This is a genomic window from Nonomuraea sp. NPDC046570, from assembly GCF_040645915.1.
In the GTDB taxonomy this organism is placed as follows: Bacteria; Actinomycetota; Actinomycetes; order Streptosporangiales; family Streptosporangiaceae; genus Nonomuraea.
The window spans coordinates 1-18808 of record NZ_JBEYZF010000015.1 but is presented as its reverse complement, the minus strand read 5'-3'; the positions used below and the strand labels follow the sequence as shown (position 1 = coordinate 18808).

14 protein-coding genes and 1 pseudogene are annotated in these 18808 nt (G+C 71.7%); 7 read left to right on the top strand and 8 right to left on the bottom strand.

Annotated elements, in window-relative coordinates; all coding sequences use genetic code 11:
* Nucleotides 1–3: 3 nt before the first annotated feature.
* Together prfA and rpmE are read right to left on the bottom strand one after the other, a co-directional pair.
* Entirely contained in the window at nucleotides 4–1056 is a 1053-nt protein-coding gene (gene prfA, locus ABZ911_RS23365) for a peptide chain release factor 1 (protein ID WP_358059401.1), read from the bottom strand.
* A gap of 93 nt (nucleotides 1057–1149) precedes the next feature.
* The gene (gene rpmE, locus ABZ911_RS23360) at nucleotides 1150–1368 is read right to left on the bottom strand and encodes a 50S ribosomal protein L31 (RefSeq protein ID WP_358059398.1); all 219 of its coding nucleotides are present in this window, start codon (nucleotides 1366–1368) and stop codon (nucleotides 1150–1152) included.
* 265 nt (nucleotides 1369–1633) lie between these two features.
* Here rpmE and ABZ911_RS23355 point away from each other — a divergent pair, with 265 nt between their 5' ends.
* Nucleotides 1634–2704, top strand: a complete 1071-nt coding sequence (locus ABZ911_RS23355) for a hypothetical protein (RefSeq protein ID WP_358059395.1) — start codon at nucleotides 1634–1636, stop codon at nucleotides 2702–2704.
* A gap of 87 nt (nucleotides 2705–2791) precedes the next feature.
* On the opposite strand, the gene rho is transcribed toward ABZ911_RS23355, so the two are convergent.
* From rho to thrC, 3 genes are all read right to left on the bottom strand, one after another.
* Nucleotides 2792–4879 (bottom strand): transcription termination factor Rho, encoded by a 2088-nt coding sequence (rho, locus tag ABZ911_RS23350; RefSeq protein WP_358059392.1) that lies wholly within the window; start codon nucleotides 4877–4879, stop codon nucleotides 2792–2794.
* 454 nt (nucleotides 4880–5333) lie between these two features.
* Nucleotides 5334–6299 carry a homoserine kinase gene (gene thrB, locus ABZ911_RS23345; RefSeq protein WP_358059389.1) on the bottom strand — a complete coding sequence of 322 codons (966 nt, stop codon included), beginning with the start codon at nucleotides 6297–6299 and terminating at the stop codon, nucleotides 5334–5336.
* Nucleotides 6300–6374: 75 nt separating this feature from the next.
* The gene (gene thrC, locus ABZ911_RS23340; RefSeq protein ID WP_358059386.1) at nucleotides 6375–7433 is read right to left on the bottom strand and encodes a threonine synthase; all 1059 of its coding nucleotides are present in this window, start codon (nucleotides 7431–7433) and stop codon (nucleotides 6375–6377) included.
* A 159-nt stretch (nucleotides 7434–7592) separates the two neighbouring features.
* On the opposite strand from thrC, the gene ABZ911_RS23335 reads away from it, so the two are divergent.
* On the top strand, nucleotides 7593–9095 hold the full coding sequence (locus ABZ911_RS23335; protein ID WP_358059383.1) for a glycosyltransferase: 1503 nt from the start codon (nucleotides 7593–7595) through the stop codon (nucleotides 9093–9095).
* A 32-nt stretch (nucleotides 9096–9127) separates the two neighbouring features.
* Here ABZ911_RS23335 and ABZ911_RS23330 read toward each other — a convergent pair whose 3' ends face one another.
* Both ABZ911_RS23330 and ABZ911_RS23325 read right to left on the bottom strand, forming a co-directional pair.
* Entirely contained in the window at nucleotides 9128–10783 is a 1656-nt protein-coding gene (locus tag ABZ911_RS23330) for a glycosyltransferase (protein ID WP_358059380.1), read from the bottom strand.
* Nucleotides 10780–11862: a glycosyltransferase family A protein gene (locus ABZ911_RS23325; RefSeq protein ID WP_358059377.1), complete on the bottom strand. Its 1083-nt coding sequence runs from the start codon at nucleotides 11860–11862 to the stop codon at nucleotides 10780–10782. The genes ABZ911_RS23330 and ABZ911_RS23325 overlap by 4 nt, the downstream gene beginning before the upstream one ends.
* A gap of 390 nt (nucleotides 11863–12252) precedes the next feature.
* Here ABZ911_RS23325 and ABZ911_RS23320 point away from each other — a divergent pair, with 390 nt between their 5' ends.
* From ABZ911_RS23320 to ABZ911_RS23305, 4 genes are read left to right on the top strand one after another with little or no spacing between them, the layout of a single operon-like run.
* A complete protein-coding gene (locus tag ABZ911_RS23320; protein WP_358059374.1) occupies nucleotides 12253–12570 on the top strand; it encodes a hypothetical protein in 318 nt (105 codons plus the stop codon).
* The gene (locus ABZ911_RS23315) at nucleotides 12567–14135 is read left to right on the top strand and encodes a glycosyltransferase (protein WP_358059371.1); all 1569 of its coding nucleotides are present in this window, start codon (nucleotides 12567–12569) and stop codon (nucleotides 14133–14135) included. The genes ABZ911_RS23320 and ABZ911_RS23315 overlap by 4 nt, the downstream gene beginning before the upstream one ends.
* Nucleotides 14132–16063 (top strand): glycosyltransferase family A protein, encoded by a 1932-nt coding sequence (locus tag ABZ911_RS23310; RefSeq protein ID WP_358059368.1) that lies wholly within the window; start codon nucleotides 14132–14134, stop codon nucleotides 16061–16063. Before ABZ911_RS23315 ends, ABZ911_RS23310 begins: the two co-directional genes overlap by 4 nt.
* Nucleotides 16060–17736 (top strand): glycosyltransferase, encoded by a 1677-nt coding sequence (locus ABZ911_RS23305; RefSeq protein WP_358059365.1) that lies wholly within the window; start codon nucleotides 16060–16062, stop codon nucleotides 17734–17736. Before ABZ911_RS23310 ends, ABZ911_RS23305 begins: the two co-directional genes overlap by 4 nt.
* Nucleotides 17737–17739: 3 nt before the next feature.
* Here ABZ911_RS23305 and ABZ911_RS23300 read toward each other — a convergent pair.
* A pseudogene (locus tag ABZ911_RS23300) lies at nucleotides 17740–17979 on the bottom strand (alpha/beta hydrolase); the annotation flags it as partial.
* Nucleotides 17980–18040: 61 nt separating this feature from the next.
* Between ABZ911_RS23300 and ABZ911_RS23295 the strand changes: the two are divergent.
* A complete protein-coding gene (locus ABZ911_RS23295) occupies nucleotides 18041–18631 on the top strand; it encodes a DUF4158 domain-containing protein (RefSeq protein WP_358059363.1) in 591 nt (196 codons plus the stop codon).
* Nucleotides 18632–18808: the final 177 nt, after the last annotated feature.

The following is an 18808-nucleotide window of genomic DNA, read 5'->3' as shown; positions in this document are numbered from 1 at the left end:
CTTTTAGGAGTGGGCGGCGAGCTTCTCCGCCATCTCGGCATCGATCAGGGCTTGGGTGACGGCATTGAGCTCGCCGTCGAGGACCTGGTCGAGGTTATACGCCTTGAAGCCCACGCGGTGGTCGGAGATGCGGTTCTCGGGGAAGTTGTAGGTCCTGATGCGCTCGGAGCGGTCCATGGTACGGACCTGCGACTTGCGTTCGGCCTGGGCGGCGGCCTCGGCCTGCTCCTGGGCGATCGCCAGCAGCCGGGCGCGCAGGATGCGCATGGCCGACTCCTTGTTCTGGAGCTGGCTCTTCTCGTTCTGGCAGGAGACGACGGTGCCGGTGGGCAGGTGTGTGATGCGCACAGCGGAGTCGGTGGTGTTGACGCTCTGGCCGCCGGGGCCGCTGGAGCGGTAGACGTCGATGCGCAGCTCGTTGGGGTCGATCTGCACCTCGACCTCTTCGGCCTCGGGGTAGACGAGCACGCCGGTGGCGCTGGTGTGGATGCGGCCCTGCGACTCGGTGACGGGCACTCGCTGCACGCGGTGCACGCCGCCTTCGTACTTGAGCCGGGACCACACGCCCTCGTCGCCCTTGGCCTTGATGGCCACGGTGACGTCCTTGTAGCCGCCGAGGTCGGAGTGCTGGGCGTCGATGACCTCGGTCTTCCAGCCGCACCGCTCGGCATAGCGGAGGTACATGCGCAGCAGGTCGCCAGCGAACAGCGCCGACTCCTCGCCGCCCTCACCCTGCTTGATCTCCATGATGATGTCCTTGTCATCGTTGGGATCGCGCGGGATGAGCAGGTGCTTGAGGCGTTCCTCCAGCTTGGGGATGCGCCCTTCGAGCTCGGTGGCCTCCTCGGCGAAGGCCTCGTCCTCGGCCGACAGCTCCCTGGCGGCGGCCAGGTCGTTGCGTACGGCGTCGAGCTCGCGGTAGGTGCCGACGATGGGGGTGAGCGCGGCGTAGCGCTTGCCCAGCGTGCGCGCCTTGTTCTGGTCCGCGTGCACGGCGGGGTCGGCGAGCTGCAATTCCAGCTCGGTGTATTCACTGAGCAACTCGTCGAGGTTCACCGTGCGTCCTTACGTCGTTTTGCCGGCCTTTTCACCAAGAACGCCGACCTGGGCTCGCCCGAGAAGAGCGATTCCAGGTCGGCGTCAAGGGAGCTACTTGCTCTCGGCCTTCTTGCCGAAGCGCTTCTCGAAGCGCGCCACCCGGCCGCCGGTGTCCAGAATCTTCTGCTTGCCCGTGTAGAACGGGTGGCAGGCGGAGCACACGTCAGCGTGGATCACGCCGTTCTTGGCGGTGCTGCGCGTGCTGAAGCTGTTGCCACAGGTGCAGGTCACCTGGGTCAGGTGGTAATCGGGGTGAATGTCGCGCTTCATCGCTAATCCTTTCGGGGCGCGGTCGCCGGGTCGCCATCTCTTGCGTACGGCATGCGCGCTGTCGCACACGGGTGCGCGCGGGCGGGAACCGGAACCGCATCGGTTCAGCTACCAGTGTGCCAGATGCTGCAACCAACCCAGGCCACGAGGCATTCCCCCGACGAACACTGGCGAACCGATGGACGAGTCACTTCCGCCACACTAGGCTCCGATGTCCAATCCGTAACATTTCTCACGTTTAAACCGATGCAAGGGGGCCCATCACATGATGAGAAGGCTGCGGTTGCTAGTAGCGACCGCGACGGGGGCGGCCGTCCTGCTGACGGGCGCGAGCCTGTCGGCGGCCAGTGCCACGACGGCCGGCAACGACATCTCCGGCGTGACGGCCAGCGGGACCGTCATCCCGACCAGCGGCGACACCCAGGCGAGCATCGCCTTCCAGCTGCGCGACCCGCTGGGCACCCAGTCCGCTCCGGGAACGGCCTCGGTCAGCGCCGAGATCACGCCGCCCGGCAAGAGCGCCAGGGCCGTCTCGATCAGCTACAGCCCGCCGACCGCGCCGAGCGAGGGCCAGCCGCTGCCGACCAGCCAGTCCGGCAGTGGCACGTTCACCATCGGCAAGGACGACCCCACCGGTGACTGGACGCTGAACCTCAAGGTCTCGCGCGGGGGCGCGGAGTCCTCCAACACCTTCTCGGTGACCGTCTCGGGCGACAGCACCATCACCGGCGCCACCGTCGACCCGAACCCGGTCAACCTCCAGAAGGGCAAGGAGGTCAAGGTCAGCGTCTCCGTCTCGGTCAAGGACGCGACCTCGGTCAGCGCCCAGCTGGTCAGCGACGACACCAACGAGTACTACGACCTCGGCAGCCTCCAGGTCGACGGCAACGGCTACTACAGCGGCGAGACGTTCTTCAGCGACGACACCGCGCCCGGCGACTGGAAGCTGGAGGTCACCGCGAGCAGGGGTGGCCGCTCGCTCAAGGGCGTCGGCTCCTTCACGGTCAACGCCCCCTCGGGCGGCAGCTCGAAGAAGACCAAGGCCAGGGCGACCATCACCGCCCCCGCCAAGGTCACCGCGGGCAAGGCCTTCAAGGTGAGCGGCAAGGTCTACCGCGGCTCCAAGGCCTACAAGGGCAAGGTCGTGGAGGTCTACTTCAAGAAGAAGACCAAGGGCGCGAAGTACAAGCTGATCGGCCTGGTCAAGGCCACCTCGACCGGCAAGTTCGCCAAGTCGGTCAAGCAGAAGGCGGACGGCTACTGGCGGGTCAAGGTGCCCGGCACCAGCAAGACGTACAGCGCGCTGTCGGCGCAGAAGTTCGTCGACGTGAAGTAGGTCCCGGCCCCAGAACCCCGGGGCAGAGAAACGCGTGAAGGGGCGGCGGGCACCAGGCCCGCCGCCCCTTCCGTTACGCCGCCGGGGTCAGTCCCGGTCGTTGCTCACCGTGGTCTTCTGGACCTGGAGGAGGAACTCCGCGTTGGACTTCGTCTCCTTCATCTTCTCCAGAAGCAGTTCCAGCGCCTGCTGCATGTCCAGGGCGTGCAGCACGCGCCGCAGCTTCCAGACGATCTGCAGCTCGTCCTTGCCCATCAGGATCTCTTCCTTACGGGTGCCGGACGCGTCGACGTCCACCGCGGGGAAGATGCGCTTGTCGGCCAGGGAGCGGTTGAGCTTGAGCTCCATGTTGCCGGTGCCCTTGAACTCCTCGAAGATGACCTCGTCCATCTTCGACCCGGTCTCGACCAGGGCGGTGGCGAGGATCGTCAGCGAGCCGCCGTTCTCGATGTTGCGCGCGGCGCCGAAGAAACGCTTCGGCGGGTAGAGCGCGGTCGAGTCGACACCACCGGACAGGATGCGCCCGCTCGCCGGGGCGGCGAGGTTGTAGGCGCGACCCAGACGGGTGATCGAGTCGAGCAGGACGACCACGTCGTGACCCAGCTCCACCAGGCGCTTGGCGCGCTCGATGGCCAGCTCGGCGACCGTGGTGTGGTCCTCGGCGGGACGGTCGAAGGTCGAGTGGATGACCTCGCCCTTCACCGACCGCTGCATGTCGGTGACCTCTTCGGGACGCTCGTCCACGAGCACGACCATCAGGTGGCACTCGGGGTTGTTGTGCGTGATCGCGTTGGCGATCGACTGCAGCACCATCGTCTTGCCGGCCTTGGGCGGCGAGACGATGAGACCGCGCTGGCCCTTGCCGATCGGCGACACGAGGTCGATGATCCGCGTGGTCAGGATGTTGTGCTCGGTCTCCAGGCGCAGCCGCTCCTGCGGGTACAGCGGCGTGAGCTTGTTGAAGTCGGGCCGGTTGCGGGCCTGCTCCGGGTCCATGCCGTTGACCGTGTCGAGGCGGACGAGCGCGTTGAACTTCTCGCGGCGCTCGCCGTCGCGCGGCTGGCGCACGGCGCCGGTGATGACGTCGCCCTTGCGCAGGCCGTTGCGGCGGATCTGGGCCAGCGACACGTACACGTCGTTGGAGCCGGGCAGGTAGCCGCTGGTCCGGACGAACGCGTAGTTGTCGAGGATGTCCAGGATGCCGGCGATCGGGATGAGCACGTCGTCGTCGCCGATGACGGGCTCGTTGCTGTCGAAGCGGTCGCGGCCACGGCCACGGTTGCGCTCCCTGAAGCGGCCACGACGGCCACGGCCACCGCGATCGTCGTCGTCGGCGCCACCCCGCGGGTCACCGCCCCGCGGGTCGCCACCGCGCTGGTCCTGGCCACGGGAGTCACGCGAGTCACCGCGCGAGTCGGCGCGGCCGTCACGCGAGTCACCGCGCCCGTCACGGGAGTCGCCACGGACATCGCCGCGGCTGTCACCACGGGAGTCGGAACGCGAGTCCGCGCGGGAGTCGGAACGCGACTCCACACGCGAGTCGGCGCGGCTGTCGCTACGGGTGCGCTCGCCGGAGTCGGTACGCTGCTCGCCACGGTCACCACGGTCGCCACGCTCGCGGCGGTCCCTGCCACGGCGGTCGCCACGCTCGCGACGGCTTTCGCCGCGCTCGGCGCGGGTGTCGGCCTGGCCCGCGTCGGCGGACTGCTCCACCACGGGCTCGGCGTGCGCGACGGCGGCCGCCTCGGCCTTGACCGGGGCGGGCTCGGCGACGGCGGCGGGAGCCGCGGCGACGGGAGCGGCGGCCGGCTCGGCGACGGGCTCGGCGGTGGCCGCGCGGGAACGTTCCCTGCGGCTACGGGTGGGGCGCTCCGCGGCGGCGGGCGCCGGCTCGGCCACAGGGGCGGGAGCCTCGACGACGGGGGCCGCGCTGTCGCCGGAGCCACCCGTCTTCTCCTGGATGGCCGCGATGAGCTGGCTCTTACGCATGCGCCCGGTGCCGCTGATGCCCAGTTCGGCGGCCATCTTCTGCAGCTCGGGCAGCACCTTCGCGGACAGGCCGGTGCCGGAGCGACGCGCACGCGGCTTGGCCGCGGCGCGGGTGGGGGTGTCGCCGGACGCGGGCTGCGCAGGTGAGCCGGAAGCGTCGGAGAGGAGTTCGGTGGTGTCGCTCAACTAAAGGGTCCTTCCCAGGGGTCGGGCGTCGGCCATGATCGCCGATCGTTCCCGGAGGTGCTGTCGATCCGGCGGGACAGACCGGGTCGGGGTGCACTTCGCGATCTTCGGCCGCCGTTGACGGCCGCCACTTTCGGGGAGGGGTGAGTCCGTACCGCCACAGGAACGTGGCGCTTGGAGGGCACCCCCCAGATTGCTGTCGCCAGCCAGATGTCGAGTGTGCTTCGAGCGCGCGGATCCCCGTATACGCCGCCTCACGTTGCGCCAACCGGGTGTGGGCCAACCGGAGGCAACGGATTCGGGGAGACAGCCATGCCGCCCACGCCTCGCGACGTGAAGCATGATGCAGCGATGTGTGGCTGACAAGCACGCACCCAACAAGGGGGCATCTGGTGCGGCTACCAGCCTAACATCACCAGCGCACACGGCTATTCCCTGAAGGTCTAAAGAGGCATCAGCGTGTCTCGGGGACCTGAACGTTCGCACCATATGGGTCGACGTCCATTTGCTGGATGTGCCAGTCAGTACCCACTTGTGGCGCGATCAAATCCTGCGTATCCGATGTCGAAAACGCAAGGATCGTGGGACCCGCTCCCGAGACGACCGCGGGCACGCCCACTGCACGCAGACGTTTTACCAGATCCGCGCTCTGTGGCATCGCAGGCGCGCGGTAGTTCTGGTGCAGCAGATCCTCGGTCGCGGCGAGCAGCAACCCGCTTTCCGGCCTTTGGGTGAGCGCCGCGATCAGCAGCGCGGCCCGTCCGGCGTTGAAGGATGCGTCCTTGTGGGGCACGTCCTTCGGAAGCAGCCCCCGAGCGGTCTCCGTTGACAGCCGCGTCGCGGGAACGATCGCGACCGGGCGGATTCTCGCATCCGGGACCAGTTTCACCATACGCGCAGGACCCTCATGCTCGGTCCATGCGATGGTCAGCCCGCCGGCCAGGCAGGGCGCGACATTGTCGGGATGCCCCTCCAGCTCGGTCGCGAGCTGGAACACCTCGTCGTCGCCGAGGTCCGTTGTTCGCTGAGAGCCGAGCGCGCCGACCCCTGTGTACGGCCCGCGGGCGAGCGCGCGGGCCGCGAGGATGCCCGCGCAGATGGCGGCCGAGGACGAGCCCAGCCCCCTGGCGTGCGGGATCCGGTTGTGGCAGCGCAGCCTGATCCCGGCGGGCTGCGCGGCGCCCATCCGCTCGAACGTCGCGCGCATCGCCTGGACGATCAGGTGGCTCTCACCCAGGTCGAGCTCACCCGCGCCCTCACCCTCGACGTGCACCTTCACCTCGCGCGCGCCGCCGGCGGGGGTGTAGAGCTCGGCCTCGACCTCGTCGTGGAAGGCGAGCGCCAGGCCGAGGGAGTCGAATCCGGGGCCCAAGTTGGCCGACGTCGCCGGAACCCGGACGACGACCCTGCAGTCGGTCATGCATCTCCTCGAAACACCGGGGCCCGTACAGCACGCGGAAGCCGCCGCGTGCCGTACCGGAGAGAAAGCGGAAGATCAGGCGAGGTTGAGCGCCGAGGCGGCGGCGTGGACGTCGATGGGGATGGTGACCGGCGCGGGAGCGCCGGAGATCGCCCAGTCGGGGTCCTTGAGGCCGTTGCCCGTGACCGTGCAGACCACGCGGCTGCCGCGCTCGATACGGCCCTGGGCGTGCGCCTGCAGCAGGCCGGCGACGCTGGCGGCCGAGGCGAGCTCGACGAACACGCCCTCCTCCTGCGCCAGCAGCTTGTACGCGGCGGCGATCTGCCGGTCGGTGACCGCCTGGATGTCGCCGCCGGACTCGTCGCGGGCGGCCTCGGCGAGCTGCCAGGAGGCGGGGTTGCCGATGCGGATCGCGGTGGCGATCGTGTGCGGGTGGGCGACCGGGGCGCCGTTCACGATGGGCGCCGAGCCGCTGGCCTGGAAGCCGAACATGCGCGGCGTCCGCGAGGAGACGCCGTCCGTGGCGTACTCCTGGTAGCCCATCCAGTAGGCGGAGATGTTGCCCGCGTTGCCCACCGGGATGCAGTGGATGTCGGGCGCGTCGCCCAGCGCGTCGACGATCTCGAAGGCGGCGGTCTTCTGGCCCTGCAGCCGGTACGGGTTGACCGAGTTGACCAGCGCGATCGGGTAGCTCTCCGACAGCTTGCGGGTCATCTCCAGGCAGTCGTCGAAGGAGCCCTCGACCTGCAGCAGCGTGGCGCCGTGCACCAGCGCCTGGGCCAGCTTGCCCATCGCGATCTTGCCGCGCGGCACGAGGACCGCGCAGGTCAGCCCGGCGCGCACGGCGTACGCGGCGGCCGAGGCGGAGGTGTTGCCGGTGGAGGCGCAGATGACCGCCTTGGCGCCCGCTTCCACGGCCTTGCTGATGGCCATGGTCATGCCGCGGTCCTTGAAGCTGCCGGTCGGGTTGGCGCCCTCGACCTTGAGGTACACCTCACAGCCGGTGAGCGCGGAGACGCGGTGCGCGGGGACGAGCGGCGTGCCGCCCTCGAGCAGCGTGATCACGGGCGTCGTCGTGCTGACCGGAAGACGGTCTCGATACTCCTCGATGAGGCCACGCCATGCCCTGGTCATGATTACTCCTGCCCGACTACCTGCGGTCTTGTGCACAAAGTTTACGGGCAACCGGCCCGAGTCGGTGCTGGGGCGTCCATCTGATGGACAGACTCCTCAGGAAATACTCAGCATCCCCCGATATGGTCTGACGCAGGGGACGGGGAGGGCTCTAACATCATGAACGCGCGTCCTGTGATGCGGCAGAACGACTTCTCGGCGCTGACTCCGCCCGAACTCGGCGCCTGGACTCCGGACCTCTCGGTCAGCGTGGTGATCCCCGCGCACGGCGGTGAGCACCTGGACCTGGTCCTGGCGGCGCTCGCCGCGCAGACCTACCCGGAGCATCTCCTGGAGGTCGTGGTCGTCGACGACGGCAGCGAGCCGCCGATCCGCCTGCCGGAGATCAGGCCCGGCAACACCCGCGTGGTGCCCACCCGGGACGGCTGGGGCATCTCGCACGCGGTCAACACCGGCGCCAACGCCGCCGACGGCGAGATCATCCAGCGGCTCGACGCCGACATGGTGGCCTGCCGCGAGCACATCGAGGCGCTGGCCCGCTGGCACCATCTGACCGACTACCTGGTCACCATCGGCATGAAGAGGTTCGTCGGCGTCCCGCCGCTCACGCCCGGCCAGGTCTTCGAGGCGGGCAGCCTGGGCGAGCTGTTCGACCTGTCGGCAGCGGTGCCGAGCTCGACCGAGGCGACGATCGCCAAGACCGACGGCCTGCGGGCCAGCAGGAACCCGTACCACGTGTGCACCGGGCCGACCCTGGCCCTGCCTCGCGAGATCTTCCATGCGGTCGGCGGCCTGGACCCCAACGTGCTGCGCGGCGGCGACACCGAGTTCGCCTACCGGCTGGCCATGCACGGCGTGGTGTTCGTGCCCGACCTCGCGGCCGAGGCCGTGCACCTGGGGCTGCCCGCGCAGCGGCGGGACAAGGACCGGGTGGTGCGGGCGGTCGAGCCGTACCTGGCGCATCGGGTCCCGCTCCGCCGGGATCTGCGCAAGGACGGCGGGCGGCGGTGGCTGGTGCCGTACGTCGAGATCGTGCTGGACGTGACCGGCGCCCCGGAGCCGGTGGTACGGCAGGCGGTGGCGGCGGCGCTCGGCGGCACGCTGCAGGATGTCGTGGTGACGCTCGTAGGGCCGTGGACGTCGTTGCCGGACGGGCGGCGGTCGGTGCTCGACGACGCCTGCTTCGAGCTGCGGCTGATCCGGGAGCTGTACGCCTACGACGACCGGATCAGGATGATCGACGAGGCGGCGCCGACGCCCGCGCCCACGCCGTTCCGGTACGTGGCGCCGGTGGACGTGCCGCTGCACCGGCGCACGCTGGAGCGGATGGTCGAGACGGTGCAGAAGGACCTGACCGGAGTCCTGGTCGTGGACCTGCCCGACGGCCGCACGGCCCGCCTGGAGCGCACCTCCGCCCTGGCCCGCGCCCTGCACCTGGCCGGCCCGGCCGCCGACCTGGACGACGTCATCGCGAGCACCCACGGCGTACGGCACGCCGACCCGGACCGCTACTGGCCTCCGCCCGCTCCCCCGGCCGCTCCTCCCGCGCCCACGGCCGCGCCCTCCGTTGCCGCCGTCAAGCCCGATGCGCCGCGCCCCGCGCAGGTGCCGACAGAGCGCACACTGCTGAAGCGCCTGAAGTCGGCCCTCCGCCCCGACTGAGCGCCCGCGAGGCAAGGCGCTCTCGCGCCAGGTCAGTCGGGGAGGTTCTTGCGCAGGGCCCGTTTGATGGAGGTGCCCAGGACGGTGCGCAGGCTGCGCTGGACCCTGCTGGCGGCGGCGAGCTGGCGGCGCAGCGTGCCGACCTCGCGGCGCAGCTCCACCGTGGTCCTGCGCCAGCGCCCCGCCTCCTCGCGCCACCTGGCGACCTGCGCCCGCATCCGCTCCACCTCGGCGGCCAGCCGGACCGCCTCCGCCTCGGCCTCGGTCCTGGCCCGGTACGCGCCGCGCCGCCCGGGGACGCGTGGCGCGTCGGCGGCGGGCACGAACCCGTAGGACTCGCCCTCCACCCAGCGCACCCCGAACACCTCGTCCACCACGTCGTCGAGGTCCTCGCCGGGCCGGGCCACGATCGCCGCCCTGGCGAACGCCGCGGTCCGCTCCAGCCGGGCGGCCACGATCCCTGCGGCCGACTCCTCCAGCAGCACGCTGACCAGCCCCTGCCCCTCCTCGGCCAGTTCGAGCAGCCTGGCCAGGGTGTCCTCGCCGGGCACCCACCCGACGGGCGTCCGCAGCACGTACGGCACGGCGGGTTCGGGGACGGGCGAGCGGGCGAGCCGTACCCGGCCCTCGTGGGCGTAGTGGCCTTCGATCAGCATCAGGTCGAGGTCGTGGGCCTTCAGGGGGGCGCGCGGTTCGCGTTCCAGGTCGTCCCACGGGCCCACGAGTGTGACCGACACGTCTGGGACCGTTCCGGCCAGCAGTGCGTCGACGGTGGCGCGGGCGTCCTCGTAGGAGGTGCCGCGGCCGGTTTCGACGATCGCCTCGGCGTAGGGGACCTTCCACTGGCGGGCGGGATGGGCGCGGAGCCAGCGGTAGGCGGGGATGCGGTCCGCGACGAAGGCGTGGCTGACCCGGTCGATGGGCGCCTTGTCGCGCATGCGCATGGTCAGGCCGAGGTGGTAGGCGCGGGCCAGCGGCTCGGGGACGAAGACCGCCCCGGCCTGGGCCAGGCGGTAGCCCATCTCGGTGTCCTGGCCGAGGATCAGTCCGTCGTCCATCGGGCCCGCGGCGGCGGCGAGCCTGGCGTTGACCGAGGTGGCGCCGCCGACGTGCAGGCTGAAGGGGCGCTTCGGGTTGTCGGTGAGGCCGTCGGTGCGGTCGACGAGGGCGACGATCCAGCCGTGCGGCTCGGCGGGCTCGAAGAGGGCCTCCAGGTCTCCGGCCGCGACCTGCCCGGGGGTGGGCAGGTCGGCTTCGGTGAAGCGCATGTAGCCGGTCACGACCAGGTAGGGGGCCAGGTGGTGCCAGCGCATATGCGCCTCGACCGCGCCGGGGGTGGGCACCACGTCGGAGTCGAGCCAGTGGATCACGTCGCCGGTGGCGGCGGCCAGTCCGGCGTTGCGCGCGCTGGCCCGGCCCGCGTCGTCGCAGACCAGCAGGCGAGCGCCGGGCGGCGCGAGGGCGGGCAGGCGCAGCGGCGGGGAGCTGCCGTTGTCGACGACGATGACCTCGGTCAGCTCGGCGGGGTAGCTCTGGCGGGCCAGTCCGGCCAGGACCAGGTCCAGTTTGTCCTGCGCGCCGTAGGCGGGGACGATCACACTGACCTTGAGCGACGGCGTCCAGGTCCCAGGCTCGGGCGGGGTCAGCGTCCGGTAGTCGTTGCCTCTGACGCGCGGCACCGCAGTCATGCGGTCTCCAGCAGGAGGCTCGGCTTGAAGCCGCGCCACTGGTTGGTCTGGACGCGCAGGAAGTGGGCGAGCGGGAGCTGCCAGGTGTGCGAGCCGGCCACGGACCTGCGCAGCACGTAGCCGAGGCCGTGGGTGCGGTAGATGCGGGCGCCCTGTGCCTGCTGGGACTTCAGCAGGGCCGCGTCGACGCCGCGCGGCAGCGGCTCGAAGCCGGGGAAGCGGGATCGGTCGAGCAGGATCGTGCCACCGGCCACGAAGTCGGTCCACACCTCGCTGCGGTAGGAGGTCCGGCGAATCATGGTGGTGAGGGGCTCCAGGTAGAAGAACTCGGCGGCGGTGCCCACGATGTCGGCGCCGGAGTACCGCTTGGCCAGCAGCAGATCGGCCAGATGCTCGGGGCCGTACCAGTCGTCGTCATCCCATTTGGCGATGAACTCCCCGCCGGCTCGTGCGGCGGCCCGGTCGAGCAGTTCGCCGAAGGGCACCGACGGGCTCGCGGAGACGACGGTGATCGGCAGGGGGAAGTCGGCGAGGGCCTTGCCGACCGCCTCGTGGCCCTCGATGCCGTGCAGGCCGAGCAGGACCTCGACCCGGACATGCCGCTGCCGGGCGATCTGCCGGAGCGCGAAGCCGAGCAGGTGGGGTCGTTTGCTGCTCATCACCACGCTGACCGTGGGCGGCTCGGCGGGGCGGGGGGCCAGGCGGCGCAGCCGTACGCTGTGCTCCTCGCGGCGCAGGTCGGCCAGGCAGCGCGCGGACCCGTCGGGGCGGACCGCCAGCCAGGCGCGGTCGGTCAGCAGGGCGGCCAGTTCCCCCGGCACCCAGCCGGGGACGTGGGCCGAGGTCAGCGGCACTCCGGCGTGGGCCAGGCGCAGGACGTCGTCCAGCGGGACCTGGTGGCCGGGCCAGGCGAGGTCGAGGCCGCGCAGCGGGCGCAGGGCCGCGGGGTCGAGGGCGTGGCCTTCGGCGCTCCAGCCGTCCGCCGTCCAGCGCAGGGGCGCCAGATCGTGTTCCGGGGTGCGCGTGTAGCCCGCCGCTCCCGCGCTCCCCTGCGCGGCGACGAAGGGGGTGGCTGTCATGGGGCGCGCTCCTCGACCGGTCGATCTCAGTCGGCGCCTACCTTACGCCGCTTTGACCTAGAACCTGTCTCCGCCCTCCAAGATCGGCATCAAGGATGCCCTGGTGAATGCGCGTTCGCGAAACTCGGAGAACCAGGGATTCCCAGGATTCGCTCAGGAACCTATGGCACGGTAGGGGGAATTGTTTACTAAGGTGTAAATATCCCCCCAATATCCCTGCGCCCTTGTGGCGTTGACTCACGGAAGGCACACGCGCGGATGCTTACGCCCCGCCGACTGACAGCGGCCACCGCGGTCCTCGGAGGTCTGGCGCTCGCCGCGCTGGTAGTCCTCACGTCCACCGGTGTTCTGCCACTTGGTTCCGCCGCCGCCACCGGCGCATTTCTGATCATGATGGCGGCGCTCGCGTTCGCCGTTCTGACGGTCCGCAGAATCGACGGCAGGACCCACCGGATCGATCTCCGGGTAAAGCGGGTCGAGAACGATCTCGCCCGTACCGCCACCGCTTTCCAACGCATCGAGACCAGAATCGACCGGCTGACCGAATCCGTCACCGCCTCGACCGGCGGACGCGCGGACGACCTGGCCGCCATCCTCGCCTCGCTCGGCGAGGACCGGGTCAACGCGATGGCCAGGGCCCGCGAGGTCGAGGAACTCGGCGCGGAGATCCGCGCGCTGCGACGGCGAGAGGCCGAGGAGACGGTATGACCCCCGCCTCACCCCCGATCAGGCACAACGACTACGGCTCGGTCGAGCCGCCACCGATCGGGGACTGGCGGCCCGAGCTGTCGGTCAGCGTGGTGATCCCGGCCTACGACTGCCAGGACGCCCTCGATCGCACACTCGCCGCGCTGGCCGTGCAGACCTATCCGGCGGACCTGCTCGACGTGGTGGTGGCCGACGACGGCAGCCGTCCCGCGCTGCGGGTGCCGCCGATCGCCCCCGCCCGCACCCGCGTCGTACGCGTGCCGGAGGGCTGGGGGCGCGGCGCCGCCCGGCAGGCCGGAGCGCTGGCCGCGACCGGCGAGGTGATCCACTGGCTGGACTCCGACATGATCCTGGACAGGGAGCACATCGAGGCGCACATGCGCTGGCACCACGTGCTCGGGTACGCGGTGGTGATCGGCGACATCCGGTTCGTGCCGCTGCCCGCCCCCTCGGCGCGCGAGGTGTTCGAGGGGTCCTACCTGCCGCCGGAGGGCGAAGGCCGGGCGTACACCGCCAGGATCCACGCCGAGACCAGGATGCTGAAGGACGCGGGTCCCAGCGCCTACCTGGTGCACACCGGCGCCACCACCTCCGTCCCGGCCCGGCTGCTGCGCGCGGCGGGAGGCGTGGACGCCTCGCTGAACATGGCCGAGGACACCGAGCTCGGCTACCGGCTGGCCCAGGCGGGCGCGGTGTTCGTGCCCGAGCCGCTGGCGCGCAGCTGGCATGTCGGGGAGTCCACGGTGATGCGCCGCGAGAAGGAGGTGCACCGGCACAACTGGTCCTTCCTCGGCGACCTGATCCCCGAGCTGCGCTGGCTGCGCGGGCATCCGCGGCGGCAGTGGCGGGTGCCGTACGTCAGGGTCGTGGTCGAGGCCGGCGGCTACGAGCCCACCCGCGCCACCGTCGACTCCGCGCTGGCCGGGACGCTCGCCGACGTGGCCGTCACGCTGGTCGGGCCGTGGGACAAGCTGACCGGCGAGCGCCGCTCCAGCCTGGACGACCCGATGCTGGAGACGCGGCTGCTGCACAACCTCTACCGGTACGAGCCGCGGGTGGACTTCGCCGAGGCCGCGCCCACGACCGCGGCCCCCACCCCGTTCCTGCTCACCGTGCCCGCGGGCTGGGCCCTGGGCGCCGAAACCCTGCACCGGCTGGTACGGCTGGCCGACGCCGACATCCGCGGCCTGATCAGCGTCGCCCTCGACGAGCACGAGACGGGCGTCCTGACCGCCCGCCTGGAACGCACCGCCGCCTTCGCCAGAGCCCGCCTGCTCACCCAGGACCACCACGACGACCTGGTGGACCAGACATTCGGCTCGATGTGGGTGAGCGGCCAGGAGTACGACTTCAGCACGGCGGCCGAGGCCGGACCGCTGGCCGGCGACCCGGCCAAGTGGCGGGCGGTGGCCACCGAGCGGCAGAAGGAGATCAAGGCGTTGACGGCGGAGGTGGCGCGGCTGACCGCGCGGGTGGAGGAACTGTCCGCGCCCCCGCCGGACAAGGACAAGGACACCGGAGGCGGGCTCGGCTCGCTGATCAGGCACCTCAGGAGCGCCGGATGATCGACGACCTCGTCCGCGAGGCCCTGGCCCGCGGTCCGCGCGTGCACGTGTACCTGGCCGGGCTGGACCTGGCCGTGGACGGCGCCGCCCGGGTCGTCGACCTGGACCGGGACCTGCTGGAGGCGCCCGCGGAGAAGGGCACGGTGAGCGAGGTCCTGGTCCTCGCCGGCACCCCGGCCGACCTGCGCAGGGCGGCCACCCTGCACAAGCTGATGCCGGACGCCGAGCGGGTCGTCGTGGGGGTGGCCGACGCGCCGCCTTCGCACCCGGCGCCGGTGCCGATGCCGACCCCGGCCAACCGCTGGCGGTCGCTGACCGAGCTGCGCGTCTACCAGCCGAAGAGCCGCGCGTGGGTGGTGGACGCCCGGTTCTCCGCGCCCGCGCCCGCCGGCCGTACCGTGGCCGCGACCGCGCGTGCCTTCGCCGGGCAGCGGCTGGATGTGATCGCCGCGCCGGCCGCCGCCCTGGCCGGGGTGGGCGCCGCCGACTGGCGGCCGGGCGATCCCAACGCCACCCCCGCCGACCTGGGCGGACCCGTGCCGAACCGGGTCGGCGCGCCCGGCAGCGACGTGGTGCTGCGCACCCTCGACGCCGCCGACGCCGGGCTGCCCGAGGACGAGCAGGCCGAATGGGCCGGCGAGGAGGCGCCCGTGGACCGGCCCACGGTCAGCGCGGCGAGCTGGGAGCGGCTGGGCCGTCCCGGCGGCTCGGAGCTGGCGGTCGCCGACCCCGAGGTGCTCGCCGAGCCGTCGATGGTCCCGCCGGTGGACGAGCGCCTGGTGAACCCGCAGGGGTTCGTGACCACCCCGTCGCGCGGCCTGGCCAGGCTGTGCGAGGACGCGGGCCGCTGGTCGGTGGTGCTCGACGGCAAGCCGCTCGTCACGTTCGCCAACTCCGGCGGCGTGACCGACGCCGACGTGGCCAGGCTCCGGCAGGTGCGCGGGGTGACGATCGACTGGCAGCACGCGCACAGCGGGCCGCTGGCCGCCGTCCGGGTGCTGGCCGGGCTGGCCGCGGCCGGGGTGCCGCTGGTCGCCGACGCGGTCCCGCGCTGGGCGGGCGCGCTCGGCGGGCGGCTCACCGAGCTGCTCACCACGCCCGTCGACCTGGCCGACGACCTGCGGCGCGAGGAGCACAGCATCAGGCTGCGCCGGGAGGCGCTGCGCACGCACGGCGTCGCCGCCCGCTGGGAGCAGCTCGGCGCGCCCGCGCCCGTCCCGCCGCTGACCTCGGTCCTGCTGGCCACCCGCCGGGCCGACATGGTGGGCTTCGCCCTCGACCAGGTCTCCCGCCAGCGCGGCGCCCAGCTTGAGGTGATCCTCGCCCTGCACGGCGTACCGCGGGGCCACCCCGACGTCGCCGCCGCGATCGCCGCCTTCGACCGGCCGCTCACCGTGTACGAGGCCGAGCGCACCGCGGTGTTCGGCGAGGTGCTGAACGACGCGGCGGGCCGCGCCTCGGGGTCGTTCCTGCTCAAGATGGACGACGACGACTGGTACGGCCCCGACTTCCTGTCCGACCTGCTGCTCGCCCACTCCTACTCGGGGGCGCAGGTCGTCGGCACGGTGCCGGAGTTCGTCTACCTGGCCTCGATCGGCGTCACCGTGCACCGCAGGCAGATCACCGAGCAGATCACCAGCTTCGTCGCGGGCGGCACCATCCTGGTGGAGCGGTCGGCGTTCCAGGCGGTCGGCGGGTTCCGGCCGCTGCCGCGCTCGGTGGACACCCAGTTCCAGGAGGCGCTGCAGGCCGCGGGCGGCCAGATCTACCGCACCCACGGCCTCGGCTACATCCTGCGCCGCGGCGCCGCGGCCAACCACACCTGGCAGGAGCCGATCGGCACCTTCCTGCAGCGCAACCGGCGGCAGTGGCGCGGGTTCCAGCCCAGCGCGCTGATGGAGCTGCCAGAGGGGAGCCCGCGCGGATGACCGGCACGCCCAGGATCAGACGCAACGACTTCGGCTCGCTCACCCCGCCCGAGCTCGGCCGATGGGAGCCAAGCCTCACGGTGACCGTGGTGATCCCCTCCCTGGACTGCCAGGACACCCTCGACCTCACGCTCGCCGCGCTGTCCGCGCAGAGCTACCCGGCGCACCTGCTGGACGTGATCGTGGTGGACGACGGCAGCCGGGTACCGCTGCGGGTGCCCGCCCTGGCCCCCGCCAGGACCAGGGTGCTGCCCAGCCCCGAGGGCGGCTGGGGGCGGGCCTGGGCAGTGCAGGCGGGCGCCGACGCGGCCGGCGGGGACGTGGTGTTCGTGCTCGACTCCGACATGGTCCCGCACCGGCGGCACGTCGAGGCGCAGATGCGCTGGCACCACCTGGCCCCCTACCTGGTGGTGCTCGGCTGGATCGACTTCACCGAGCGCGGTGAGCTGCCCGCGCCCAGCGAGGTGCGCGAGGCGCTGGAGGGCGGCCACGAGGGCAAGCTGTTCCATCTGTCGGCGCACCGGCACGAATGGGCCGAGAAGATCATCGAGCAGCATGACGGGTTGCGGGCCGCGCCCAGCGCGCTGGCCTCGCGGGTGCACGTGGGCGCGACCGTGTCCTACCCGGCGGCGCTGCTGCGGGCGGCGGGCGGGCTGGACACCTCGCTGGTGCTGGCCGAGGACACCGAGCTCGGGTACCGGCTGACGCAGCGGGGGGCGGTGTTCGTGCCCGAACCCGCGTCGCGGGCCTGGCATGTGGGGCTGCCGACGGCGATGCGGTCGTTCGCGGAGCTCAAGCGGTACAACGATCCGTTCGTCGCCGATCGGGTGCCGTACCGGAGGTATCTGCGGTTGGACGCGGGGCGGCAGTGGCTGGTGCCGTACGTCGACGCGGTGGTGGACGCGCGGGGCGCGTCCTACGAGGACGTGCGGGCGAGCGTCGACGGGCTGCTGGCGGCGACGCTGCCGGACGTGCGGGTCACGGTGCTCGGCGACTGGGACGCGCTCACCGGCGAGCGCCGCTCGCCGCTCGGCGACCCGCTCCTGGACCTGCGCCTGGTACACGCCCAGTTCGAGCACGACCCGAGGGTACGGCTCACGCCCGGCCCCGGCGACGCGCCGTTCAGGCTGCGCCTGCCGCCCGGCTGGGTCCCGGCCGACGACACCCTCGAACGGCTCGTCACCCACCTGGAGGAGCAGGACGGCGGCCTGCTCTGCGTGGCGCTGGAGGAGACGCGCGAGGGCGTGCTCACCGCCCGCCTGGAGCGGACCGCCGCCGTGGCCCGCGCCGAGCTGGTCGGCGAGCCCGGCGACGACCTGGACGACCTGATCCACGAGCTGTTCGGAGTGGAGTGGGTGGACGGCGAGTCGTGGGGGTTCAAACCGCGCCCGCCGGTCTACCCGCCGCGCAGGCGGCCGGTGCCCGAGAGCCGCCGCCTGGCCCTGCAGCACGAGAAGGAGCTGGCCCGCCTGCGCAAGCGGGCCGCCGCCCTGCAGGCCGAGGTCACCCAGCTCCGCAGGGAGGCGGGCAAGGGCAGGCGGGACGCGGAACGGTGGCGGGAGAAGGCGGAGCGATGGCGGCGCGAGGCCGTACGGCTCGGCCGCGAGCGCGACCGCACCATCCTGCGCCGGGCGGTCCGCAAGGTCCGCGGCCTCGCCTTCCCCGACACCTGAGCCTCACTGCGGGCGGCAGACCGTGCCGGGCGGCGGCAGGCGCAGCGAGACCAGGTACCTGTTGGCGTGCGCGATCGTGCAGGCGTCGCCGCTGAGGTACAGGCCGTGGCCGTGCCCGTCGAAGCGGACGGTGGAGGAGCCTGGCACGCGCATGGCGAGATCGGCGGTGTCGGCGTAGTCGGTCCAGGTGCCCGCGCCCAGCATCGGCGGCAGGGCCTGGACCGGGATCGGCTGGACCGGGTTCCTGACGGGGACCGGCCAGCCCGCGCAGCCGAGCGGGTGCCACCGTCCCCGGCGAGACCAGGTGCGGCAGCGCGGCGGTCTTCAGGTCGAAGCCGCTGTAGGCAGCCTGCTCGCCCTTGACCGGCACCGGTACCCGGTCGGCGGCGACCACCAGCGCCCGCCATGCCGCACCGACGTCGCGGCCGTGCAGCGTGCAGGCGGTGTCGGCCTCGCACCAGGCGGCGAAATCACCACGGTGCGGTACAAGGGGCTGTTCCTGGAAGATCCGCTGGATGTGCCGTGGGTAGTGGTGGATCATCTGGCCGAGCAGTTGAAGATCGCCGATCCCTCGTGCGTCAAGGCTTACATCCAGCGGCAGATGACAGCTTATGAACACGCGTGGGAGATCCGCGACACCTACGGCTTCCACACCTTCGAAGACCTCGCTGCTCGGCTCAGTGGGCATGTTGCGCGTCCTGGGCGGCGTCTTCCGCGAAACTGCGCGCTGGCGACAACCCCGCCGAGCTCGATGACATCACCGCGTTCTTCAAGCGCCTCGACCCCCACATGGCTGCCCCAGTCACCGAGACCAGCATCTGACGCATCAGCGACGCGGGCGGCGACTTCGAGCCGAACGCCTCCGCACCGATCATGCGGACGCAGAACATCGTGAACCTGGTCAAGGTCATCACTGGCTGGTACGGGAGGCCGCCCGCCGCCCTGTAACTGTCCGCGCCCCATGAAGGGCGTCCTCTCTAGTACGGCAGCCGCCATTTGCTGGATGACCAGGCCAGATTCGCAGCAGGTCGATGTGATCCTGTGATCGGAATCCGATCCAACGAGAACAGCC